Origin of the sequence: Nocardioides sp. LMS-CY, from assembly GCF_018732145.1 — a bacterium.
GTDB lineage: Bacteria > Actinomycetota > Actinomycetes > Propionibacteriales > Nocardioidaceae > Nocardioides > Nocardioides soli.
Map to the genome: position 1 here is coordinate 4,673,305 of NZ_CP076104.1, position 22,515 is coordinate 4,695,819.

Sequence of the window (22,515 nt, forward strand, 5' to 3'; positions counted from 1 at the left end):
GAGGGGCTCAGGGGGCGGCGTACGCCGAGACGACCGGGTAGTGGTCGGAGACGCGGAACCGCTCGTCGCGGCGCACGGTCACCGACCGGGCCTTGCGCTGCGACCAGATCACGTCGAGGTAGGCGCCGCCGCGCGAGCCCGAGCCCTGACCGGGCTTCAGCTGGCCCTTGCGGGCCTCCCACGAGGCCACGAGACCCTTGCGACGCATCGTCGCGTAGGCGAGCGACCTGTTGCGCACCGCCTTGTCGCGCCCGTAGTTGACGTTGAAGTCGCCGACCAGCCAGACCGGGCCACCGGCCCAGCGCTTCTCCTTCCGCACCAGCTTGCCGAGGTTGCGCACCTGGTCGCGGTACATGCCGAACCGGCGCGGCACGCCCGGCAGCCGCTTGCCGGCGTTCACCGCACCGGAGAGCAGGTGCACGTTGAGGACGGAGACCGTCTCGCCGCTGGTCCGGCTGCGCAGCCGGACCACGGTCGCCAGCGTCGCCGGCTGCCGGACCAGGCCGGGACCGGTCTTGCTCTCGACCATCCGGCCGGCGGCGATCTTCGGGGACCGGCCGCGGAGCAGCGTGAAGGCGTCCCGGTTCCAGATGACCGGCTCCTGGAGGAACCGCTTCGACACGTAGCTGCCGACCCCCGGCATCGTCTCGAGCGCATGCGCCTTGTCCTTGCCGGCGGCCTCCTGGAGGCCGCCGACGTCGACGAGCAGGCTGAAGTCGTAGACCGCCTGGCGCCACCGGTCCACCGGCAGCCCGGCGTTGATGTTGAACGTGCCGACCCGGACGACCGTGGCCCGCTCCGCCGCGGCGTGGTGCTGCGGCGGCTGGTGTGACTGGTGCGACCGGTGCGGCTGTGCGGCGGCCTGGCCGGTCGGCAGCCCCGTCAGCAGCAGGGCACCGGCCGTCGCCGTGGCGAGGATGGAGCGGACCGTTCCGAGTACGGGAGAGCGCATGAGGACGCTCCTACCCAGGACATCACGTCTCAATCGTGTCGACGTCCCGGCCGCCCGCGAGGTCGCCGCACTCGACGAGCTCGACGGCGCGGCTCGCCAGGTAGTCGCGGGCGCCGCGGTCGCCGCTGGTGCCGGAGGCGATCGCCGCCCAGTGGTCCCGGCCGAGCACGACCGGGTGCCCGGGCCGTCCGTCGTACGCCGCCCGGCGCAGCGTGCCCGCCCCGGGCGCGTCCTCGAGCAGCCGCCGGACCACGTCGGCGCCCACGTCGGGCAGGTCGACGAGCGTGACGACGGCGGCGACGGCGTCGGTCCCCTGCACCGAGGCCAGCCCGGCGCGCAGCGACGCCGACATGCCGTGTGCCCAGTCGGCGGCGATCACCGCCGCGGCGCCGGTGCCCTCGAGCAGCGGCAGCGCCTCCTCGGCGGCCGCACCCAGCACCACGTCGACCTGGTCGCAGCCACCCTCGCGCAGCACCCGGGCGCCGCGGATCAACCACGGCTCGCCGTCGGCACCGCGCACCAGCGCCTTGGGTCGGCCCATCCGGCGCCCGGCGCCGGCGGCGAGCAGGATCCCGTGGACGGTCACGGACGCATTCTGTCGTGCCCCGTCGCTCAGCCGAAGGCCTGTTGGTAGATCGCCGCCAGGTCGTCGTCGTACGCCGCGGACAGGCCGCACAGCGAGACCTGGCCCTGGGTGGCGGAGACCAAGTAGCGGCCGCCCTCCTCGAAGTCGACCGCCGAGGCGACCCGCTGCAGCTGCTCGCTCGGCGCGGTGACCTGCACCTCGTCGGTCGGGTCGCCGACGTACCACCGGGTCGGCGCCAGCGTCACCTGGTCCCCGTCGATCGCGGTGACGGTGCCGTCGAACGCCGTGTCGGCGTGGGCGAGGGTCTCGGCGCTCGGGACGAGGCACTTGGCAGACCCTGCGCTCTCGGGCACCTCGAGCCGGGTGACGGAGGGGGCGGCCTGCTCGGTGCCGACCGGCGCCGGGTCGTCGCCGGTCAGCGCGCGCAGGCCGAGGAGGCCGGCCCCGGCGATGACCAGCACGGCGGCCGCCGCGACCGCCCAGGTGAGGGGGCCGCGCTGGCGGGTCCCGGTCTCACGGTTCTCGCTGGTCAGCTCGGTGCTCATGACGTCCTCCACGAGTCGGGCGACCCGGGCCGGGTCGTCGGGCGGGAGGGTGGCCGCCGGGTCGGCGGCGCGCAGCCGCGCCCGCAGCTCGTCGCGCGGATCGTGGGTGCCGGTCACGGCGTCCTCCCCTCTCTCGACTCCTCATGTCCGGACGACGCCCCGGTCTTTCGCAGCTGCGCACGCAGCCGCTCGCGGGCGCGGTGGAGGCGGATGCTCGCCGCGTTGGCCGAGACGCCGAGCACGGTGGCGATCTCGGCCGGGGTCAGCTGCTCCCAGGCCCACAGTCTCAGCAGCTCGGCGTCGGCGGCGCGCAGGCGAGCCAGTGCCGAGGTCAGCTCCGGGTCGCCGTCGGGCTCGGCATCGACCGGCCGTGGCGGGTCCAGCGCGGCGACCCGGGCCGCCACCCGTCGCTGGCGGCGCGCGGACCGCTCCGCGTTGCGCAGGCAGTTGGCCGCCACGCCGTACGCCCACGGGAGCGGTGCGTCCGGCAGCTCGGCGACCCGCCGCCAGCAGACCAGCAGCGTCTCGGCCAGGACGTCGTCGGCCGTGTCGGGGTCGGTACGCCGCGCGAGAAAGCGCCGCAGCGGCTCGATGAGCCCGGGCGCGATCTCCTCGAAGCGCTCACGCCGGCTCTCGTCCACGCCACCACCCTCACACACGGGTGACAACGCGGCTCAGCGCACCAGCTCCTCCGGCCGGAGCTCGATCGGGAACGGCGCATCGGTGCGGAACGACTCGTCGCCCTTGGCGGACGCGTCCGAGACGTACTCGTCGCCGTCGAGCCGCCACGCGGTGATCGACGGACGGTCGGGGTCGACCGCCCAGTACGACGCCACCCCGGCGCGCTCGAACGCCGCGCGCTTGAGGATGAGGTCGATCAGCCGGGTGCCCGGCGAGAGCACCTCGATCGCGAGCACCGGCAGGCCCACCATCTGCTCGCCCTCGAGTGCGTCGCGTGGGGCGACCAGCAGGTCGGGCTGGAGCACGGTGATCTCGGAGAGGGCGATGTCCAGGGGCGTGAGCATCACCTCCAGGTCGTCGGAGCAGGCCTCGCGCAGCCGCAGGTACAGGTTGCCGACGGCACGCTGGTGGGGCACCGCGGGCACGGGCGTGACGATCAGGGAGCCGTCGAGGAGCTCGTGGCCGTGCCCGTCATCGGGCATCGTGCCCAGGTCCGCGGCCGTCAGCGGACCGCTGGGCGGGAACCCGGACGCGGCAATCATGGGAGTCATCGTGCCCGCTGAAGGCATGGAGCTCAAGACCGAGGACGAATCCCCGGGGTAGCCCCCGCGTATCGGGCTGGCCGCGAGACGGCCGAACGGCCCCGGTCCTCGTGGGACCGGGGCCGTTCGGGTGTTGCTTCGTGCTGTCGGGCAGCGCCGGCGACTGGGTTTCGAGACGCGTCGCAGGTCTCGCGCTGGCGCGCGATCCCTGCCGACGCTCCTCAACCTGGCACCTGGCTTGACCCGGGCCAGCAAGCTGGCCCGGGTCAGGGGTGCTCAGAAGTCCATGCCGCCCATGCCGCCGGTCGGGTCGCCCATCGGGGCGGCCTTCTCCGGCTTGTCGGCCACGACGGCCTCGGTGGTGAGGAAGAGCGCCGCGATGGAGGCGGCGTTCTGCAGCGCGCTGCGGGTCACCTTGGCCGGGTCGATGATGCCCTCGCCGATCATGTCGACGTACTCGCCGGTGGCGGCGTTGAGACCGTGACCGGCCGCGAGGCCCTTCACCTTCTCCGCCACGACGCCGCCCTCGAGACCGGCGTTGACCGCGATCTGCTTGAGCGGAGCCTCGGTCGCCACGCGCACGATGTTGGCGCCGACGGCCTCGTCGCCCGACAGGTCGAGCTTGTCGAACGCCGTCGCCGACGCCTGCACCAGGGCGACGCCACCGCCGGCGACGATGCCCTCCTCGACGGCCGCCTTCGCGTTGCGAACGGCGTCCTCGATGCGGTGCTTACGCTCCTTGAGCTCGACCTCGGTGGCCGCGCCGACCTTGATGACGGCCACGCCGCCGGCCAGCTTGGCGAGGCGCTCCTGGAGCTTCTCGCGGTCGTAGTCGGAGTCCGACTTCTCGATCTCGGCGCGGATCTGGTTGACGCGACCGGCGATCTGGTCGGCGTCGCCCGCACCCTCGACGATGGTGGTCTCGTCCTTGGTGATGACGACCTTGCGGGCCTGGCCGAGCAGCTCGATGCCGGTCGACTCCAGCTTCAGGCCGACCTCCTCGGAGATGACCTGGCCACCGGTCAGGATCGCGATGTCCTGCAGCATGGCCTTGCGGCGGTCACCGAAGCCCGGGGCCTTGACGGCGACGGACTTGAAGGTGCCACGGATCTTGTTGACGACCAGCGTGGACAGCGCCTCGCCGTCGACGTCCTCGGCCAGGATCAGCAGCGGCTTGCCCGACTGCATGACCTTCTCCAGCAGCGGGAGCAGGTCCTTGACCGACGAGACCTTCTGGTTCGCGATCAGGATGTAGGGGTCCTCGAGGACCGTCTCCATGCGCTCCGGGTCGGTGACGAAGTACGCCGAGATGTAGCCCTTGTCGAAGCGCATGCCCTCGGTGAGCTCGAGGTCGAGCCCGAAGGTGTTCGACTCCTCGACGGTGATGACGCCTTCCTTGCCGACCTTGTCCATCGCCTCGGCGATGATCTCGCCGACGGTGGTGTCAGCGGCGGAGATGCTCGCGGTCGACGCGATCTGCTCCTTGGTCTCGACGTCCTTGGCCATGCCGAGCAGCTGCTCGGACACGGCGGAGACGGCGGCCTCGATGCCGCGCTTGAGGCCCATCGGGTTGGCACCCGCGGCCACGTTGCGCAGACCCTCGCGGACCATCGCCTGCGCGAGGACCGTCGCCGTGGTGGTGCCGTCACCGGCCACGTCGTCGGTCTTCTTGGCGACCTCCTTGACCAGCTCGGCGCCGATCTTCTCGTAGGGGTCCTCGAGTTCGATCTCCTTGGCGATGCTCACACCGTCGTTGGTGATCGTGGGGGCGCCCCACTTCTTCTCGAGTACGACGTTGCGGCCCTTGGGACCGAGGGTGACCTTGACGGCGTCAGCGAGCGTGTTCATGCCACGCTCGAGGCCGCGCCGGGCCTCCTCGTCGAATGCAATCAGCTTCGGCATAACTCCTGCGATTCCTTCGCATCGGAAGTTCGTATCCGGAAGCGGCGGGTTGCCCGCGACGGACGGACCCCGCCCCCGACGAACCATTTCTCGCCGGGCATGAGGACCTCAACGTCGCCGTTCCGGTTTGTCACTCTCAGGTCGAGAGTGCCAGCCTCATGTTTAGCACTCGCCCCTGCCGAGTGCAAGGCGATCGGCAGCCCGGGCGCGAGGCACGAGCGCCCGGGCTGGGACCGATCGGGTTGAGCAAGCGCACGCCCGAGCTTGCGAGGGCGTGACCGCGCGTCGAAACCAAGGGCAGCCGCGGCGCGAGGCACGAGCGCCGGGGCTGGGGCTGATGGGCGAGGCACGGGCGCCCGCGCCGCGCGCCTCAGCCGGCCGCGGTACGCCGGCCCGCCCGCTCCGCGACCATGTCGGCGAACGGCGCCGCGTTGTCGGGCAGCACGTCGAGGTAGAGGCCCGGCTCGGTGAGCTCGACCTCGCTGACGACCAGCCGGCCGCGGTGGCGCATCATGTCGACCCGGCCGTAGACGATCTCCTCGCCCAGCAGGCCGGCGACGGTCGCGACCGCCTCCGTCGCCAGCAGGGCGGCGTCCGGGGCGAGGGGCACGGCCCGCGACGTACCGCCGAACTCCTCGTGCACCCGGATGTCGGAGGTTCCGGGCAGCTTGTCGACCTGGCTCACGGCGCGCCCGGCGATCACGAAGACCGACGTCTCACCGTCGTGGTGGATCGAGTCGACCAGCGGCTGCACGACCCAGGGGCCGTGCCCCGCCCCGTCCGGCTCCCAGGCCGCCGGCTCCCGCAGCAGCTCGAGCCCGCGGCCGCCGGCGCCGACCCGCGGCTTGACGACCGCGACCTGGTGCCGGGCCGCCAGTGCCCGGACCTCCTCGACCGTGTCGGCGGCCGCGGTCGGCACGACGGGCAGCCCGGCCTCCTGGAGGTCGAGCAGGTAGCGCTTGTCGGTGTTCCAGCGGAAGACCCGGGCGCCGTTGAGCAGCGCCGGACCCAGCCCGGAGGCCCAGCCGAGGAACTCTCCGGCCCGGGTGTCGTAGTCCCACGTCGAGCGCACCGCGATCACCGCGGCGTCGGACCACTCGACGGCCAGGTCGTCCCACACGACCCAGCGCGCGTCGAGCCCGCGCTCGCGCAGCGCGGCGTCGAGCGCCTCGTGCCCGTACTCCCCCTCGGGCAGGCCCGAGCAGGTGACGAGCAGGACGAGCGGCCGGTCGGTCATGACGGGGACACTAGATGACTTCGCGGGCCGCCCGCTCGGTCAGGCGCTGTCGCGGACCACCAGGCTCGTGGGGAGCATCCGGCCCGGCAGCGGGGGCCCCGGAGCACGGGTGGCGTCGAGGACCATCGCGGCCATCTCGCGCCCCATCTCCTCCGGCGACTGGTGCACGGTCGTGAGCGGCGGGGTGGTCGACTGTGCGATCGGGGCGTCCTCGAAGCCGACGACCGCGACGTCCCCGGGCACCCGCAGGCCCGCCGCGGCCAGTGCCCGCAGCGCCCCGGCCGCCATCAGGTCGTTGGCGCAGAAGACGGCGTCGACCTCGCCCCCGGCGAGCAGCTCGCGCATCGCCAGCTCGCCGCTGGCCTGGCCGAAGTCGCCGCGCGCCACCAGGCGCCGGTCGACCGCGCGCCCGGCCGCGGCCAGCGCGGCGGCGTACCCCTCGTAGCGGAAGCGGCCGGCCACCATGTCGGCGGGCCCGGCGATGGTGGCGACGTGACGGCGGCCGAGGCCGAGCAGGTGCTCGACCGCGAGCCGGGCACCCTGCACGTTGTCGACGTCGACGAAGTCGGTGGCGACGTCGGCTCCCGACCGGCCGCCGACCACGACGGGTACGCCGTGCGCGCGGATCCGCTCGGGCAGCTCGTCGTCGTCGTGGAGCGAGAGCAGGAGGACGCCGTCGACGTGCTGGCGGGTGAGGTACTCGTCGAGCGCGCCGCGGCGCTGCGAGGCCTGGGCGAACAGCAGCACCAGCTGCCGGTCCGCCGCGGCGAGCGCAGAGCCGATGCCGCGGATGACGCCGGCGAAGAACGGCTCCCCGAAGACGCGCTCCTCCGACTCCGCGATGACCAGCGCGATCGCGTCGGTGCGCCGGGTGACGAGGGCGCGGGCGGCGGCGTTCGGCACGTAGCCGAGCTCGGCGATCGCCTGCTCCACGGCGAGGCGGGCCCGCTCGGAGACCTTCTCGCCGCCGTTGATCACCCGCGAGGCCGTGCCGCGGCCGACTCCGGCACGCGCGGCCACCTCCTCCAGCGTGGGGCGGGTCCGCGGTGGTCGGGTCATGGCGTCAGTATGCCGAGGCCATCCCCGGCCGCCGGGTTCGGACGGACTGTCGATTCGGCCACCCGTCACCCGTCATCGCAGTGCCAGACTCATCAACAGACGAGAGGATCTGCCATGACCACGTACGTCGTCCTGCTCCCGGGAGACGAGAGCACCTGGGCGGCCGCCACCGAGGAGGAGCGGGCCGCCATGTACGCCAAGCACGGCGAGTTCGCCCGCCTGCTCGCCGAGCGCGGGCACACGGTGACCGGTGGCGCCGAGCTGACCCACTCCAGCACGGCCAAGGTGGTCCGGCGTATCGACTCCGGTGTCGCCGTGACCGACGGGCCGTACGCCGAGACCGTGGAGCAGCTGACCGGCTACTACGTCGTCGACAGCGACGACCTCGACGACCTGCTCGAGGTCTGCGGTGTCCTCGCGGACGGCGAGGGTGCCGTCGAGGTGCGCTCGACGGTCGTGCATGCGGAGGAGCCGGCGTGAGGTTCGTGCTGCTGATGGCCGAGGAGGGCCACTTCGACAAGTGGGACGCCGCCGACGAGGCGACGCGCCAGCGGGTGGTCGCCGACTTCGAGGCGTTCGACGCGGCGGTGGCCGGGCGCGGTTCGGTCGTGGGCGGCGAGGCGCTGTCGCGACCGGGCGCCGCACGCACCGTGCGGCCCGGGCCGCACCGCCCGGTGACCGACGGTCCGTTCGCCGAGACCGTCGAGCAGATCGGCGGCTTCTACGTCATCGACGTCGACTCGATCGACGTCGCGGTCGAGCTGGCCGCGCTGCTGCCGCGGGAGTACACCGTCGAGGTCCGGCCGGTCCCCGAGGTCGCGATCTGACCCCGATCGAGCGGCTGCTGCGCGACGAGTGGGGCCGGCTGCTGGCCCTGCTCGTCGCACAGTACCGACGCCTCGACCTCGCCGAGGACGGACTGGCCGACGCGTTCGAGGCGGCCGCCCGCACCTGGGACGTCGTGCCCGACAACCCGCCGGCCTGGCTGCTGACCGCCGCGCGGCAGCGGATCGTGGACCGGCTGCGGGCCGAGGCGGTCGCGGCGCGCAAGCTGCCGCTGCTCGCCGTGGAGTCGTCGCTGCAGGAGGAGGCCCAGCGGGTGATGGCCGACGACGGCTCGCGCGTGGTCGACGAGCGGCTGCGACTGGTGCTGCTGTGCGCCCACCCGTCGCTGCCGCCCGAGTCGGCCGCCGCGCTGACGCTGCGCCTGGTGCTGGGCGTGCCGACCGAGGACATCGCGCGGCTCTTCCTCGTGCCCCGGGCGACGATGGCGGCGCGGCTGACCCGGGCGCGCAAGCGGCTCACCGGGGCGTCGTTCGAGGTGCCGGCCGACCTCGGCCCGCGGGTGGCGGTGGTCGCGGACGTCGCCTACCTGGCGTTCACCGCCGGCTACGCACCCGGATCCGGGCCCGACGTGCTGCGCGCCGAGGTGGCCGGCGAGGCGGTCCGGCTGGTGCGGGTGCTGCGGGCGGTCCTCCCGCCCGAGCTCGCGCGGGCCGAGCTGGACGCGCTGCTCGCGCTGATGCTGCTCCAGCACTCCCGCCGCGACGCCCGCGTCGCCGACGGCCGGCTTGTGCTGCTGCCCGACCAGGACCGGTCGCGGTGGCGGTCCGACGAGATCGCCGAGGCCCTCGACCTGCTGCAGCCGTGGGTGGACGCCCCGGGCTCGCCGTACCTGCTGCAGGCGCTGATCGCCGCCGAGCACGCCATCGCGCCGTCGTCGGACGCGACCGCGTGGGACCGGATCGTGCAGCGCTACGACGAGCTGCTCACGCTCGGCGACTCACCCGTCGTGCGGCTCAACCGCGCGGTCGCGGTCGCCGAGCTGGCCGGCCCGGCCGCCGGCCTCGTCGCCCTCGACGGACTCTCCCTGCCCGGCCACCGGCTCCCCGCCGCCCGCGCCGAGCTGCTCGCCCGGGCCGGCCGGACGACCGAGGCGGCCACGGCGTACGACGAGGCGATCGGCCGGTGCGCGAACCTGGCCGAGCGGGAGCACCTGATCGAGCGGCGGCGTCGGCTGTAACGCCGGGTTACTGACTCTTCCCACCATGCTGCAACCTGGTGGGAAGAGCGGATAACCCGGCGTTACATGCGCGATCAGCCGCCGGCCACCGCCGGGATCACCGAGATCTGGGTGCCGTCGGGCGTGGCCGTGGCGAGGTGGTCGAGGAACCGCACGTCGTCGTTGCCGACGTAGACGTTGACGAAGCGGCGCAGCTCGCCGGACTCGTCGAGGATCCGGCCCTTGATGCCGCTGAAGTTCGCGTCGAGGTCGTCGAGGACCTCGGCCAGGGTGGTGCCGGAGGCGCTGACCTCGGACTCCCCGCCGGTGTAGGTGCGCAGGATGGTCGGGATCCGGACGGAGACACTCATGTGATCAGACTTCCTCAGGAATGCGGTTCAGGCCAGGCCGGTGGCGGCGAAGGCGGCGTACGTCGGGGCGATGGTGGCGGCCGGACCGACGGAGCCGGAGACCGCGTCGAGCGTCTTGAGGCCGTGGCCGGTGTTGATGACGACGGTCTCGAGCGCGGTGTCGAGCCGCCCGGTCTCGACCAGCTTCTTCAGCACCGCGACGGTGGTGCCGCCCGCGGTCTCGGTGAAGATGCCCTCGGTGCGGGCGAGCAGCACGATGCCGTCGCGCACCTCGTCGTCGGTGACGTCCTCGACCGCACCGCCGGTCTCGCGGCAGATGTCGAGCACGTAGATGCCGTCGGCCGGGTTGCCGATGGCCAGGCTCTTGGCGATGGTGTCGGGCTTGACCGGGCGGATCGCGTCGACGCCGGCCTTGTAGGCGATCGAGACCGGCGAGCAGCCGGTGGCCTGGGCGCCGAAGACCTTGTACGGCTTGTCCTCGACCAGGCCGAGCTTGATCAGCTCCTGGAAGGCCTTGTGCACCTTGGTCAGCTGGGAGCCGCTCGCGACCGGGATCACGATCTGGTCGGGCAGCCGCCAGCCGAGCTGCTCGGCGATCTCGTAGCCGAGCGTCTTGGAGCCCTCGGCGTAGAAGGGGCGGACGTTGACGTTGACGAACGCCCAGCCGTCCTCCTCGCCGGCGATCTCGGAGGCCAGCTTGTTGACGTCGTCGTAGTTGCCGTCGACCGCGACCAGCGACTCGGTGAAGACGGCCGAGTTGACCTGCTTGGGCTGCTCGAGGTTGCTCGGGATGAAGACCACGGTCTTGATGCCGGCGCGGGCACCCGCCGCGGCGACGGCGTTCGCGAGGTTGCCGGTGCTCGGGCAGGCGAAGACCTTGGCGCCGAGCTCACGGGCCGCGCTCAGCGCGCAGGCGACCACCCGGTCCTTGAAGGAGTTGGTGGGGTTCGTGGAGTCGTCCTTGACCCACAGGTTCGCGATGCCGAGCTCGGCGGCGAGGTGGTCGGCCTTGAGCAGGCGGGTGAAGCCGGGCTCGGTGTTGGGGCTGGACTCGATGTCGGTGGGCACCGGCAGCAGCGCCTTGTAGCGCCAGATGTTGCGCGGGCCGGCCTCGATCTGCTCGCGGGTGACCGTGCCGAAGTCGTAGGCGATCTCGAGCGGACCGAAGCACTCCGGACAGGCGTAGTGGGGGCCGAGCTCGACCTGGTGTCCGCACTCGCGACAGGACAGGGCCTGCGCGTTCCCGAACGCGCCCTCGCGCAGGGTTGGCCCCTCAGTGGTGCTGGTCTCGACGACGGCGGCGCTCATGATTCCTCCTTCTCATCTTCCCCGGCTGCGACGGTCGCGCCGGGCGGAATTGGCACCGTTTCCACGAACCGCGACCGGCTGGTCTGCCGGGGGCGGAGGCTCGTGGCGGTTGCCGGGACGTCTTCGGGCCGTATCCCTCAGTCCCTCTGGATGAGCTGGTGAGAACACTACCTGCCGTGTCTCAACATGCGACCACCGGTCCCACATGCTGGGCATGAGGGACCGGTGGTCGTCGTGACCGCGCTCGCTACGGAGCCGTGTAGGCCCAGCTGAAGTCGATCGACGTCATGCCGCTCGCCGTCGTTGCGGCCTGGACGATGAAGCCCTTGTCGCGGCCGGGCTGGAGCGGCGCGATCAACACCGTGGCGACGTTGTTGCTCGACGAGTAGTAGGCGCACAGCTTGCCGGCGGGCGCCGTGGGCACGTTGTAGGTGCCCGTGCAGGAGGGGTCGTCGTCGCTGGTCCGCACCGATCCGTCCGGCGCGAAGTTCTCCGAGGTGATCGCCACCGGCGCGCGTGCGGGGAGCGCGATGGCCTGGTGCAGGCTCTGCCCGGCGGCGGAGGAGTCGATGCTGTAGTAGACCGAGCCGGTCACGGTCCGCCCCGACACGAGCGTCTGGCTCGGGTCCCAGGTCTGACTGATCGCCGCCTTGACGGCGGGGCTGAGGTCGTCGAGGCCGATCGAGCCGTCCGCGACGTCCGCACTCCCCACCGCCCCGTCCGCGATCTCGGCGCTGCCCACGCCGCCGTCGGCGATGTCGGCGCTGCCCACGCCACCGTCCTTGAGCTCCGCGCTGCCGATGGCACCCTTCTTGATGTCGACGGCGGCGACGCCACCGTTGCGGATGTCGACCGACTTGACCGTGTTGTTCTTGATCTCCTTCGAGGTGATCAGCTTCGCGGCGTACGCCGTGCCGCCCAGCGACAGCGCGAGCGCCAGCAGCGCGACCACCATCGCCGGGCTGAGGAGCTCTCGTACGGCTCGGGTGAGGATTCCAGGCATCTACTCGTCCTTTCGTGACCTGACGCCCGATGGTCGCGAAGGCGTGGGGCGGCCCGCCATCGCCCATCCGGGCCATGCGGACCGCCCCTTGGCGACGGGCCCTACGCCGCCGAGGCAGCCGCCTGGGGTGCGGCGAGCGCGCCCCGGACGACGTCGAGCACGTCGCCCACGACGTGCACGGTCAGCGACTCGAGCACGTCGGCGGGTACGTCGTCGAGGTCGGGCTCGTTGCGCAGCGGCACGAACACCTCCGTCAGCCCGGCCCGCTGGGCGGCGAGCAGCTTCTGCTTCAGCCCGCCGATCGGGAGCACCCGGCCGTTGAGCGTGACCTCGCCGGTCATGCCGACCTCGGAGCGGACCGGCCGCCCGGTGGCCAGCGAGGTGAGCGCGGTGACCATCGTGATGCCCGCGGACGGACCGTCCTTGGGCGTCGCGCCGGCCGGCACGTGCACGTGGATCGCCCGCTCGAAGAACGACGGGTCGACGCCGAGCTCGGCCGCGTGCGAGTGCACGAAGGACAGCGCGATCTGCGCGGACTCCTTCATCACGTCGCCGAGCTGGCCGGTCAGGGTGAGGCCGGCCGTGCCCTCGGACGCCGACGCCTCGATGAAGAGGACGTCGCCGCCGAGCCCGGTGACGGCCAGGCCGGTCGCCACACCCGGCACCGACGTACGCTCCGCCGACTCCGGAGTGAAGCGCGGCCGGCCGACCAGGTCCTTCAGGCCCGGCTCGTCGATGTCGACCCGCGTCTCACCGGACGCCAGCTTCGTCGCCGCCTTGCGCAGCGCCTTGGCCAGCAGCCGCTCGAGCTGGCGTACGCCGGCCTCGCGGGTGTAGTCGGCCGCGAGCTCGCGCAGCGCCGCGTCGGAGATGCTCACCTCGTCGGGGGTCAGCGCCGCCCGCTCCAGCTGCCTCGGCAGCAGGAAGTCACGGGCGATGGCGACCTTGTCGTCCTCGGTGTAGCCGTCGATCGTGACCAGCTCCATCCGGTCCAGCAGGGCCGACGGGATCTGCTCGACGACGTTCGCGGTCGCGATGAAGACGACGTCGGACAGGTCGAGGTCCAGCTCGAGGTAGTGGTCGCGGAAGGTGTGGTTCTGCGCCGGGTCGAGCACCTCGAGCAGCGCCGCCGCCGGGTCGCCCCGGTAGTCCGCACCGACCTTGTCGACCTCGTCGAGGAGCACGACCGGGTTCATCGAGCCGGCCTCCTTGATGGCGCGGACGATCCGGCCCGGGAGCGCGCCGACGTACGTGCGCCGGTGGCCGCGGATCTCGGCCTCGTCGCGAACGCCGCCGAGGGCGACCCGCACGAACTTCCGGCCGAGGGTCCGGGCGACCGACTCACCGAGCGAGGTCTTGCCGACGCCGGGAGGTCCGGCGAGCAGGATCACCGCGCCGGAGCCCCGACCGCCGATCACCTGCAGGCCGCGCTCGGCCCGGCGGGCGCGGACGGCGAGGTACTCCACGATCCGCTCCTTCACCTCGTCGAGGCCGTGGTGGTCGGCGTCGAGCACCGCGCGGGCGGCGGCGATGTCGGTGGAGTCCGCGGTGGTGACGCCCCACGGCAGCTCGAGGACGGTGTCGAGCCAGGTCCGGATCCAGGACGCCTCGGGGTTCTGCTCGCTGGACCGCTCGAGCTTGTCGACCTCCTTGAGCGCGGCGGTGCGCACGTGCTCGGGCAGGTCGGCGGTCTCGACGCGGGAGCGGTAGTCCTCGGCGCCCTCCGGCTCGCCCTCGCCGAGCTCCTTGCGGATCGCGGCGAGCTGCTGACGCAGCAGGTACTCCCGCTGCTGCTTCTCCATGCCCTCGCGCACGTCCTCGCCGATCTTGTCGGTCAGCTCGGCCTCGGCGAGGTGCTCGCGGGTCCACCCGATCAGGGTGTCGAGCCGCGCCTCGACGTCGGGGTTCTCGAGCAGCTCGCGCTTGCGGTCCATGGAGAGGTACGGCGCGTAGCCGGCGGAGTCGGCGATCGCGCTCGGGTCGGACATCTGGTGGACCTGGTCGACGACCTGCCACGCCTCGCGGCGCTGGAGCACCGCGACGACGAGCCGCTTGTACTCCTCCGCGAGCTCGCGGGCCCGGTCGGTCACGACGTCGTCGACCGGCTCGGCCTCGACCCACAGCGCCGCGCCTGGGCCGGTGACGCCGCTGCCGATGCGGGCCCGGGAGCCGGCCTTGAGCACCGCGGCGGGCGAGCCGCCGGAGAAGCGGCCGACGCGGTCGATCGTCGCGACCACGCCGTACGACGCGTAGCGGTCCTCGAGCCGCGGCGCGACCAGCACCTGGCTGTCGGAGCCGGCGCGAGCCGCGTCGATCGCCGCCTGGGAGGACTCGTCGAGCGCGAGCGGGACGACCATGCCCGGCAGCACGACGAGGTCGGACACGAAGAGAACGGGAAGTCTGGTGGCGGTCACGTGAACGCCCTCCCTTGTCAGAAGATTGAGTGGTAGCGACTCAACTCCTGGGGGCTCCCCGGTGTTCCGGAGACCCCCTCCTGTTCGTCCACAGCGAACAGGAGGGTGGGATAGTCCGTCACGTTTCGGCTGTCGAACCGGCCGCGAGGCAACCGAAACGTGACGGACTATCCCACCGAGCGCGACAACCGGGCGTCCGCGGCCAGCCGGCGCAGCAGGCCGAGTACGCCGTCGGGGCCGTCGACCACGACGTCGGAGAGGGGCACGAGGGCACTCTCCTCGGTGGAGGCCGAGCAGACCAGCAGGGTGGGCAGGCCGGCGGCGCGCAGGTCCGCGACGGCCTCGAAGGCCTCGAGGTCGCCCAGGTCGTCGCCGGCGAAGAGGAACGCGCCGGCGTCGAGCTCGTCGGCGATGGTGCGGACGGCGAGACCCTTGTGCATGCCCGGCGAGCGGACCTCGATCACGTGCCGCCCCGGCTCGACGGCCAGCTGATAGCGATCGGCGAGGTCGCCGATCGCGGGCAGCAGCCGCTGGAAGGCGGCCTCGGGGTCGGGCAGCCGCCGGGTGTGCACGGCGACCGCGAGCCCCTTGTCCTCGACGTGGGCGTCCGCGGCGTCGCTGCCGCGCAGCAGGCCGGGCAGCTCGCGCTCGAAGGTCGCGAGACCCCGGGGCGGGCGCGGCGAGACGATCCGGCGGTTCGCCGACGACCAGCGCTCGTTGCCGTACTGCCCGAACACATAGAGGTCCGCTCCGGCGTCGGCGAGCCGTGTGCCGACGTCCTCGAGGCCGCCCAGGTCGAGGACCTGGCGGGCCGGGCGGCCGGTGATCACCGCGACCGCGGCGACCTCCTGCGCGACCTCGGCGAGCACGGCGGGGGCGTCCGGGTGGATGTGCGCAGCCGCCGGGTCGTCGACGATCGGCGCCAGCGTGCCGTCGAAGTCGAGGCCGACCACCGCCCGCGACGCCGCCCGCACCAGCTCGGCATACCGTCGCTCAGCGTCGGCGGAGGTGAACTCCATGGACCCAGCCAACCATGAGGCGGCCGGCGACCGGGCGGCCGACCTCGGGGGTCAGCTCAGCGCCTCGGTGAGGATCAGCGTCAGCCGGTCGCGCCGCATCGGGTCGACGGCCGGCGCGGTGCGCTGGATGCCGAGGTCGAGCGCCAGCGTCTTCGCCGCCCGCTTCAGCTGCTGGGGGTAGTAGACGGTGGTGGCGGGGATCGTGCCGTACCAGTTGTCCGACCCGACGACCGCCCAGCCGATGCCGGTGGCGCGGTCGGCGACCCGACCGGCCAAGCCGGTGATGCCGGAGTTGTTGTAGACCTCGACGTAGACCTTGCCGCGCTGCACCGGCGGCTTCTGGGGCTTGGCCTTCTTCGTCGGCTCGTACGTCGGGGAGGGCGACTCGCTCGGCTGCTCCTGGACGACCGGGGTCACCTCGCGCTCGGTCGGCTCACCGCCGCGGGTGGCGACGTAGGCGATGCCGGCCATCGCGACGGCCAGCACGCTGAGGATCACGACCGGGGAGGGGAAGACCGCCCCACGCTGGTTGCGTGCCCGGACCACGGCTCAGACCTCGAAGCCGAGCCGGCGCGCGGAGCGCTGGCGCTGGCGGGCGGCCCGGAGCCGGCGCAGCCGTCGGACGAGCAGCGGGTCGGCGGCCAGGGCCTCCGGTCGGTCGATCAGGGCGTTGAGCACCTGGTAGTAGCGCGTCGACGACATGTCGAACTTCTCCCGGACCGCGCTCTCCTTGGCGCCGGCGTACTTCCACCACTGCCGCTCGAAGGCCAGGATCTCCTGATCGCGCTCGCTCAGGTCCGGCGTCGCGTCGCCGGTGTCGCCGTGGACCACGTTGGCGGCGTCCATGGTGCTCCTCCCCGGAGATTCGGCCGGTGTCGGCTCGGGTCGACAATGCTGGTCACCTCACTATAGGGCGGCGAACCACATCGATGTGATTCGGGCGGCGGCGAGTCGTCAGCGGCTACTGTCCGAGCCATGGCCGAGGACACGGGACGTGCCGGGGGCGAGATCGGGTGGGGCATCCTGGCCACCGGCAAGATCGCGCACACCTTCGCCGCCGACCTGGCCCTGGCGGCCGGTGCCCGCCTCGCCGCCGTCGGCTCCCGCCGGCTTGAGAGCGCGCGGGCGTTCGCGGCCGAGTACGGCGGCACGGCGTACGGCTCCTACGAGGAGCTGGTCGCCGACCCGGCCGTCGACGTCGTCTATATCGCCACCCCGCACGCGCTGCACCTCGACAACGCCCGACTGGCGTTCGAGGCCGGCAAGCACGTGCTGTGCGAGAAGCCGCTCACGCTCGACACGGCGGACGCCGAGGAGCTGGTGCGCCTGGCCCGCGAGCACGACCGCTTCCTGATGGAGGCGATGTGGACCGCCTGTCACCCGGTGGTCCGGACGCTGGCCGAGCGACTGCGGTCGGGCGAGCTCGGGCGACCGCGGCACCTGCACGCGGAGCTCGGCTTCCGCGTGGACGCGCCGCCGGAGGACCGGATGCTCAACCCGGCGCTGGGCGCCTCCGCGCTGCTCGACATGGGCATCTACCCGCTGACCTTCGCGCACCTGATGCTCGGCCCGGCCGAGGAGGTGCGCGCGACGGCCGCGCTCGGCGCGGGCGGCATCGACCTCGACGTCTCGATGACGGGGCGGTACGCCGACGGCGCGCTCGCCACGATGACCGCCTCGATGACGTCGTGGTCGTCGCGGCGCGCCGCGATCGCGACCGACCTGGGTCGCGTCGAGCTCGACGACTTCCACCACCCGGCGCGGGCGACGTTCACGCCGTACGTCCAGGTCGAGGGCGCGGGGCACTGGGTCTTCGAGCCCGGCACGCCGGTCGAGATCGGCGGCGCCGAGCCGGTCGTCGGGCGCGGCTACGCGCACGAGATCGTCGAGGTCGGCCGCTGCCTGCGGGCCGGCCTGCGCGAGAGCCCGCTGGTGCCGCACGAGCAGACGTTGACGATCCTGCGCCAGATGGACGACGTCCGCCGTCAGGTCGGCGTCGCCTTCGACGGCGGTCCGCCGGCCTGACGAGGACCGGTCGTCAGCGGCCCACGCGTCGGGCGCTGAACCCCTCGTTGGCGGTGCAGTAGCTGCCCTTCGGCCCGACATAGCCGAACGAGCCCTGCGTCACCCGGCTGCCGACCGCCTTGAGCTGGAGGACGACCGAGTAGAGCGGCTTGACCCGCTTGGCGTCGACGACCCCGCCCCCGCCGACGCGCACGGTCGGGAAGCCGTAGGTGTTGTCGGTGTACGTCGCGTAGTCCAGCGGCGGCTGGCACCGCGTGCGCGTGGCGATGCGGAAGCTCTTGAGGCGTGCGGCCCGGCCACCGGTGATCGTGAACGTGACGGCGCCGTCGGCGGAGCGGTAGCGGCCGGGCGCGGGTCTGGCCGGGGGCTTGACCAGCCGCACCGGCACCGTGCGGCGCACGGTGGCGCCGTTCTCGCTGGTGACGGTGAGGCGCAGCGGACCGACCTTGCGACCCTGGCGGCCGGCCGCGCGCACCGGGAGGACCGCCTCCGGCGCGTACGACGACGAGACCGTCCCGAGCTGCTGCTTGCCGACCTTCAGGCCGCGGCCCGTGCCGCTGACGACGACGCCGTGGGCGTCGGCCTGGTTGAGGCCGCGCACCGGGACCCGGATCAGGTGCCGCTGGCCGCGCACCAGGCCGAGCCTGCCCCGCACCTTCCGGTCCAGGACCTTGACCGGCTGGATGCGCAGCTCCGGCCCCAGGTAGACCGGGGTCAGGTCGCCGCCGAGGAAGGACACCACCTGGTCGCCGACGCCGACGATCGCACCCGCGCAGTCCCAGGGCTGGTAGCCCGCCTCCTCCGCGGCCAGGTCGAGGGTCAGCGTGCGGCCGCTGCGCGTCCAGCCCGCGGCCGGGTCGGTGGTCGACGACTGGTACTGGTCAGCGTCGAGCACGTCGTCCAGCTGGCAGATGCCGGCCTCGATGGGCCCGAACGCGACGACCACGGTGGCGGCGGTCGCCGCCGTCGGCTCGGCGTCGAGGACCACGGTCGCCTGCACGCGTTCGCCGCGGACGTCTGCCCGCACCGACGCCGAGGTCAGGCGCTGGGCGCCCACGCCCGTGCCGACGCCCACGCCGTCGCGAGCGGTGAGGTCCGCGACCCGCTCGACCACGACGTCGGCGGCGCTCGCGGCCGGAGCCGTCGCGGCGATCTCGGCCGCGGCCAGCGGTGCCGCCAGGCCGAGCGCGAGCAGCAGGCGGGACGAGGCGAGGACGACGTTCATTGCGCGTTCCTGGGTCCGAGAGCAGGGACGGCGAGGCTAGCGTCGGGCGTTGGAAGTTGTCGACCGGTTGGCGTGCTCAGCGTGCGTGCGCTGGCACCGCCGGCGGCCCTCGGCTCAGGCGTTGAGGAAGCGCACCACCGCGGCCACCCGGCGGTGCGCGCCGTCGTCGTCCGGTGACAGGCCGAGCTTGGCGAAGATCCGCTGGGTGTGCTTCTCGACGCCGGCCAGGGTGACCGAGAGCGCCTCGGCGATCGCGGCGTTCGACCTCCCCTCCGCCATCAGCGCGAGCACCTCCCGCTCGCGCGGCGTGAGGTCGGCCAGCGGGTCCCGGTTGCGTCCCATCAGCTGCCGCACGACCAGCGGGTCGAGCGCGGTGCCGCCGGCGGCCACGGCCTGGACCGCCCCGAGGAAGTCGTCGAGGTCGCCGACCCGGTCCTTGAGCAGGTAGCCGACGCCACCGTCACCGGTGGCGAGCAGCTCGTCGGCGTAGGACACCTCGACGTACTGCGAGAGCACCAGCAGCCGGGCCTCGGGCCACGACCGGCGTACGGCGACCGCCGCCCGGAGGCCCTCGTCGGTGTGGCTGGGCGGCATCCGTACGTCGACGATGCCGAGATCGGGCCGCTGCTCCACCATCGCGGCCACGAACGCCGGTCCGTCGGCCACCGAGCCGACCACGTCGTGCCCGGCCTCGGCGAGCAGCAGCTGGAGGCCCTCGCGGAGCAGCAGCGAGTCGTCGGCGACCACGATCCTCATCCGGGGATCCTCGCCACCACGGCGGTGCCCGCGCCCTCGAGCGAGGTCACCTCCAGGGTGCCGTCGACCGCGGCGAGCCGTTGGCGCAACCCGGCCAGCCCAAGCCCCTTCGCGGGATGGGCGCCACCGATGCCGTCGTCCTCGACCCGCACCTCCACCTCGGCACCGTGGCTGACGACGGTGACCTCGGCCGACGACGCCTGGCTGTGCTTGGCGACGTTGGTCATCGCCTCGGCGACCACGAAGTAGACGGCCGTCTCGACGTGCGGGGGCAGCTGCGCCGGTACGTCGATCCGGGACCGCACCGGCACGCTGCTCTGCGCCAGCATCTCCTCGAGCGCCGCGGCCAGGCCACGGTCGACCAGCAGCGGCGGGGCGATGCCCCGGCTCAGCGACCGCAGCTCGGCCACGGTCTCGCGGGCCTGGGCCAGCGCGTCGTCGAGGGTCGCGGCGGCGCGGGTCGGGTCGTCGGCGACCTGTCGCTTGGCGCGGCCGAGATCCATCGTGAGCCGGACCAGCCGCTGCTGCGGGCCGTCATGGATGTCGCGCTCGAGCCGGCGCAGCGACTCGGCCTCCGCGATCCGCGCGGCCTCGCGGCCCCCCTCGACCCGGGCGACCTCGCTCTGGAGGTCGGCCCGGCTGCTGAGCAGGACCCAGGCCAGGCTGGCGTGGATGGTGACCACCAGCCGCACCGCCCAGGGCAGGGTCAGCAGCAGCAGCGCGCCCAGGGCGAGGTTGAGCCAGCTCTCCGCCGTACGTCCGTCGCCGAGGCCGAGGTAATAGGCGAGTCCGTGGTCGCCGTCGGACTCGGGGATCCAGCGCTGCCAGAACCAGTAGGTCAGCCCGCCGGCCGCGCCCGCCCACCACGCCAGCGCGATCGCGAAGGCGAGCGTGCCGGTCAGCAGGCCGACGAGCGCCCACACCACGTCGAGCCACGACTGGGCGTCGCGCAGCGGGGTGAGTGACCGCCGCCAGAACCCGTCGCCCGGGCGGGGGCACAGGTAGCTCGGCGTCGCCGCCGGCCGGCCGAGCATCCCCTGCAGCCGGATCCGCTCGAAGCGGGCGAAGCCGCGGGCGACCATCACGCCCACCGAGATCAGCAGGACGCCGCCGATGAAGACGGCGAGCGCCACCCCCAGCGCGAGGTCGATGACCACGACGAGGAAGCCCACGAGCGCGATCGGGAACGCCGAGAGGGCGTAGCCGCTCTCGTACAGCACCCGGCGCACGCCGCGTGGACGCACGGGCGCGGTCACGGCGGGCATCGTGGTCGTCATCGCCTCGCCTGGGTAGTCGACTGGGTACAGCGTCTCCGTCATGCGTCCAACGCTAGGAACATCGGGGCTCCGGGACGATCCTGCCAGCCCGACAGCCATGGTCGGGCCAGCCCGACACTTTCCGGCTCGTCTAGGGTGATGGCGTGTCCACCTCTGGCGGAGCAGACCTGGTCATCGTTGCCAACCGACTGCCCGTGGACCGCATCGAGAACCCCGACGGCTCCCCCGGCTGGCGACCTTCTCCCGGCGGGCTGGTGTCCGCGCTCGAGCCGGTGCTGCGGGCCAACGACGGCATCTGGATCGGCTGGCCGGGCGGCGCGGACGGCGACACCGCGCCGTTCGAGGCCGAGGGCCTCGACCTGGTGCCGATCTCGATGACGCCCCAGGAGATCGAGGAGTTCTACGAGGGCTTCTCCAACGCGACGCTGTGGCCGCTCTACCACGACGTCGTCGCCAAGCCGGAGTTCCACCGGGAGTGGTGGGACAGCTACGTCACCATCAACCGGCGTTTCGCCGAGCGCGCCGCCGAGGTCGCCAACGAGGCCGCGACGGTGTGGGTGCACGACTACCAGCTGCAGCTGGTGCCGGCCATGCTCCGTGAGCTGCGGCCCGACCTGCGGATCGGGTTCTACCTGCACATCCCGTTCCCGCCGGCCGAGCTCTTCCAGCAGCTGCCGTGGCGCCGGCAGATCCTCGAGGGCCTGCTGGGCGCGGACCTGATCGGCTTCCAGCTCAGCGGTGCCGCCCAGAACTTCGTCCGGCTCGTGCGTCAGCGGGTCGGCCACAAGACCCATCGCGACGTCGTCTACCTGCCCGACGGCCGGACGGTCCGCGCGGCGGCCTTCCCGATCTCGATCGACTCCGCCGGCTACGAGGAGCTGGCCCGCTCCGAGGAGGTCGCGCGGCGCGCGACCGAGATCCGCGACGCGCTCGGCAATCCGCGCAAGATCTTCCTGGGGGTCGACCGCCTCGACTACACGAAGGGCATCTACGCCCGGCTGCGGGCGTTCGCCGAGCTGGTCGCCGACGGGCACTTCGACGTCGAGGACGCCGTGTTCGTGCAGGTCGCGACCCCCTCGCGGGAGCAGGTCGAGCAGTACCGCCTCCTGCGCGACGACATCGACCGCCTGGTGGGCCGGATCAACGGCGACCACGGGCAGATCGGCCGGCCCGCGATCCACTACCTGCACGCGTCGTACCCGCGCGAGGAGATGGCGGCGTACTTCCGGGCCGCCGACATCATGGTCGTCACGCCGCTGCGCGACGGGATGAACCTGGTCGCCAAGGAGTACGTCGCCTGCCGCTTCGACAACGAGGGCGCCCTGGTGCTCTCGGAGTTCGCCGGCGCCGCAGACGAGCTGCGGCAGGCGTGGCTGATCAACCCCTACGACATCAACGGCATGAAGAGCGCGCTGCTGGACGCCTACCGCGCCGATGGTCGCGAGATGACCCGACGGATGAAGGCGATGCGCAAGCAGGTGATGGAGCACGACGTCGCGGCCTGGGCCGACAAGTTCCTCACCGAGCTCGCGGCCGTCCGGCCCTCGCACGGCAAGAGCGTCCGACCGGCCCGGCGGTCGTGACCCGGAGCCACCTGAGCTCAACGCGGGC

Annotated in this window: 23 protein-coding genes and 1 riboswitch; of the genes, 5 read left to right on the top strand and 18 right to left on the bottom strand. The window is 72.9% G+C overall.

Annotated elements, in window-relative coordinates; all coding sequences use genetic code 11:
* Nucleotides 1–7 precede the first annotated feature (7 nt).
* From KM427_RS22135 to KM427_RS22170, 8 genes are all read right to left on the bottom strand, one after another.
* The gene (locus KM427_RS22135) at nucleotides 8–952 is read right to left on the bottom strand and encodes an endonuclease/exonuclease/phosphatase family protein (protein ID WP_215525316.1); all 945 of its coding nucleotides are present in this window, start codon (nucleotides 950–952) and stop codon (nucleotides 8–10) included.
* A gap of 22 nt (nucleotides 953–974) precedes the next feature.
* Nucleotides 975–1,538 carry a nucleotidyltransferase family protein gene (locus KM427_RS22140; protein ID WP_183591946.1) on the bottom strand — a complete coding sequence of 188 codons (564 nt, stop codon included), beginning with the start codon at nucleotides 1,536–1,538 and terminating at the stop codon, nucleotides 975–977.
* A gap of 26 nt (nucleotides 1,539–1,564) precedes the next feature.
* Nucleotides 1,565–2,200: a hypothetical protein gene (locus KM427_RS22145; RefSeq protein ID WP_183591947.1), complete on the bottom strand. Its 636-nt coding sequence runs from the start codon at nucleotides 2,198–2,200 to the stop codon at nucleotides 1,565–1,567.
* Nucleotides 2,197–2,724 (bottom strand): RNA polymerase sigma factor, encoded by a 528-nt coding sequence (locus KM427_RS22150; RefSeq protein ID WP_215525317.1) that lies wholly within the window; start codon nucleotides 2,722–2,724, stop codon nucleotides 2,197–2,199. Before KM427_RS22150 ends, KM427_RS22145 begins: the two co-directional genes overlap by 4 nt.
* Before the next feature lie 33 nt (nucleotides 2,725–2,757).
* The gene (locus KM427_RS22155; RefSeq protein WP_246390000.1) at nucleotides 2,758–3,306 is read right to left on the bottom strand and encodes a Uma2 family endonuclease; all 549 of its coding nucleotides are present in this window, start codon (nucleotides 3,304–3,306) and stop codon (nucleotides 2,758–2,760) included.
* Nucleotides 3,307–3,582: 276 nt separating this feature from the next.
* A complete protein-coding gene (groL, locus tag KM427_RS22160) occupies nucleotides 3,583–5,208 on the bottom strand; it encodes a chaperonin GroEL (protein WP_183591950.1) in 1,626 nt (541 codons plus the stop codon).
* A 370-nt stretch (nucleotides 5,209–5,578) separates the two neighbouring features.
* A complete protein-coding gene (locus KM427_RS22165; protein ID WP_215525318.1) occupies nucleotides 5,579–6,445 on the bottom strand; it encodes an ATP-grasp domain-containing protein in 867 nt (288 codons plus the stop codon).
* A 39-nt stretch (nucleotides 6,446–6,484) separates the two neighbouring features.
* The gene (locus tag KM427_RS22170) at nucleotides 6,485–7,504 is read right to left on the bottom strand and encodes a LacI family DNA-binding transcriptional regulator (protein WP_215525319.1); all 1,020 of its coding nucleotides are present in this window, start codon (nucleotides 7,502–7,504) and stop codon (nucleotides 6,485–6,487) included.
* 114 nt (nucleotides 7,505–7,618) lie between these two features.
* On the opposite strand from KM427_RS22170, the gene KM427_RS22175 reads away from it, so the two are divergent.
* The 3 genes from KM427_RS22175 (at nucleotide 7,619) to KM427_RS22185 (ending at nucleotide 9,527) form a co-directional block, all read left to right on the top strand.
* Nucleotides 7,619–7,984, top strand: coding sequence for a YciI family protein (locus KM427_RS22175; RefSeq protein ID WP_215525320.1), 366 nt, complete (start codon nucleotides 7,619–7,621; stop codon nucleotides 7,982–7,984).
* Nucleotides 7,981–8,331, top strand: a complete 351-nt coding sequence (locus tag KM427_RS22180) for a YciI family protein (protein ID WP_252274757.1) — start codon at nucleotides 7,981–7,983, stop codon at nucleotides 8,329–8,331. Before KM427_RS22175 ends, KM427_RS22180 begins: the two co-directional genes overlap by 4 nt.
* Nucleotides 8,332–8,465: 134 nt before the next feature.
* Complete coding sequence (locus KM427_RS22185; RefSeq protein ID WP_252274759.1) at nucleotides 8,466–9,527, top strand: RNA polymerase sigma factor; 1,062 nt, start codon at nucleotides 8,466–8,468, stop codon at nucleotides 9,525–9,527.
* A gap of 74 nt (nucleotides 9,528–9,601) precedes the next feature.
* Here the strand turns inward: KM427_RS22185 and KM427_RS22190 are convergent, their stop codons facing one another.
* The 7 genes from KM427_RS22190 to napA all read right to left on the bottom strand — a co-directional run bounded on the left by KM427_RS22190 (nucleotide 9,602) and on the right by napA (nucleotide 16,467).
* Nucleotides 9,602–9,877, bottom strand: a complete 276-nt coding sequence (locus tag KM427_RS22190; protein ID WP_183591954.1) for a MoaD/ThiS family protein — start codon at nucleotides 9,875–9,877, stop codon at nucleotides 9,602–9,604.
* A 27-nt stretch (nucleotides 9,878–9,904) separates the two neighbouring features.
* Nucleotides 9,905–11,185: a threonine synthase gene (gene thrC / locus KM427_RS22195; protein ID WP_215525321.1), complete on the bottom strand. Its 1,281-nt coding sequence runs from the start codon at nucleotides 11,183–11,185 to the stop codon at nucleotides 9,905–9,907.
* A 9-nt stretch (nucleotides 11,186–11,194) separates the two neighbouring features.
* Nucleotides 11,195–11,342, bottom strand: a riboswitch (SAM riboswitch).
* A gap of 90 nt (nucleotides 11,343–11,432) precedes the next feature.
* Nucleotides 11,433–12,188 (bottom strand): hypothetical protein, encoded by a 756-nt coding sequence (locus KM427_RS22200; protein WP_183591956.1) that lies wholly within the window; start codon nucleotides 12,186–12,188, stop codon nucleotides 11,433–11,435.
* Nucleotides 12,189–12,289: 101 nt separating this feature from the next.
* A complete protein-coding gene (lon, locus tag KM427_RS22205; RefSeq protein ID WP_252275439.1) occupies nucleotides 12,290–14,545 on the bottom strand; it encodes an endopeptidase La in 2,256 nt (751 codons plus the stop codon).
* A 224-nt stretch (nucleotides 14,546–14,769) separates the two neighbouring features.
* Nucleotides 14,770–15,621, bottom strand: coding sequence for a trehalose-phosphatase (gene otsB / locus KM427_RS22210; RefSeq protein WP_215525323.1), 852 nt, complete (start codon nucleotides 15,619–15,621; stop codon nucleotides 14,770–14,772).
* A 51-nt stretch (nucleotides 15,622–15,672) separates the two neighbouring features.
* The gene (locus tag KM427_RS22215) at nucleotides 15,673–16,167 is read right to left on the bottom strand and encodes a LytR C-terminal domain-containing protein (protein WP_183591958.1); all 495 of its coding nucleotides are present in this window, start codon (nucleotides 16,165–16,167) and stop codon (nucleotides 15,673–15,675) included.
* Nucleotides 16,168–16,170: 3 nt separating this feature from the next.
* A complete protein-coding gene (napA, locus tag KM427_RS22220; RefSeq protein ID WP_183591959.1) occupies nucleotides 16,171–16,467 on the bottom strand; it encodes a nucleoid-associated protein NapA in 297 nt (98 codons plus the stop codon).
* Nucleotides 16,468–16,596: 129 nt separating this feature from the next.
* On the opposite strand from napA, the gene KM427_RS22225 reads away from it, so the two are divergent.
* The gene (locus tag KM427_RS22225; RefSeq protein WP_215525324.1) at nucleotides 16,597–17,646 is read left to right on the top strand and encodes a Gfo/Idh/MocA family protein; all 1,050 of its coding nucleotides are present in this window, start codon (nucleotides 16,597–16,599) and stop codon (nucleotides 17,644–17,646) included.
* A gap of 13 nt (nucleotides 17,647–17,659) precedes the next feature.
* Here KM427_RS22225 and KM427_RS22230 read toward each other — a convergent pair whose 3' ends face one another.
* The 3 genes from KM427_RS22230 to KM427_RS22240 all read right to left on the bottom strand — a co-directional run bounded on the left by KM427_RS22230 (nucleotide 17,660) and on the right by KM427_RS22240 (nucleotide 20,946).
* Nucleotides 17,660–18,871 carry a hypothetical protein gene (locus KM427_RS22230; RefSeq protein ID WP_215525325.1) on the bottom strand — a complete coding sequence of 404 codons (1,212 nt, stop codon included), beginning with the start codon at nucleotides 18,869–18,871 and terminating at the stop codon, nucleotides 17,660–17,662.
* Nucleotides 18,872–18,985: 114 nt separating this feature from the next.
* Nucleotides 18,986–19,627, bottom strand: coding sequence for a response regulator (locus tag KM427_RS22235; protein WP_215525326.1), 642 nt, complete (start codon nucleotides 19,625–19,627; stop codon nucleotides 18,986–18,988).
* Nucleotides 19,624–20,946, bottom strand: a complete 1,323-nt coding sequence (locus KM427_RS22240) for a sensor histidine kinase (protein ID WP_215525327.1) — start codon at nucleotides 20,944–20,946, stop codon at nucleotides 19,624–19,626. Before KM427_RS22240 ends, KM427_RS22235 begins: the two co-directional genes overlap by 4 nt.
* A 101-nt stretch (nucleotides 20,947–21,047) precedes the next feature.
* On the opposite strand from KM427_RS22240, the gene KM427_RS22245 reads away from it, so the two are divergent.
* Complete coding sequence (locus tag KM427_RS22245; RefSeq protein ID WP_215525328.1) at nucleotides 21,048–22,487, top strand: alpha,alpha-trehalose-phosphate synthase (UDP-forming); 1,440 nt, start codon at nucleotides 21,048–21,050, stop codon at nucleotides 22,485–22,487.
* The last annotated feature ends 28 nt before the right edge of the window (nucleotides 22,488–22,515 follow it).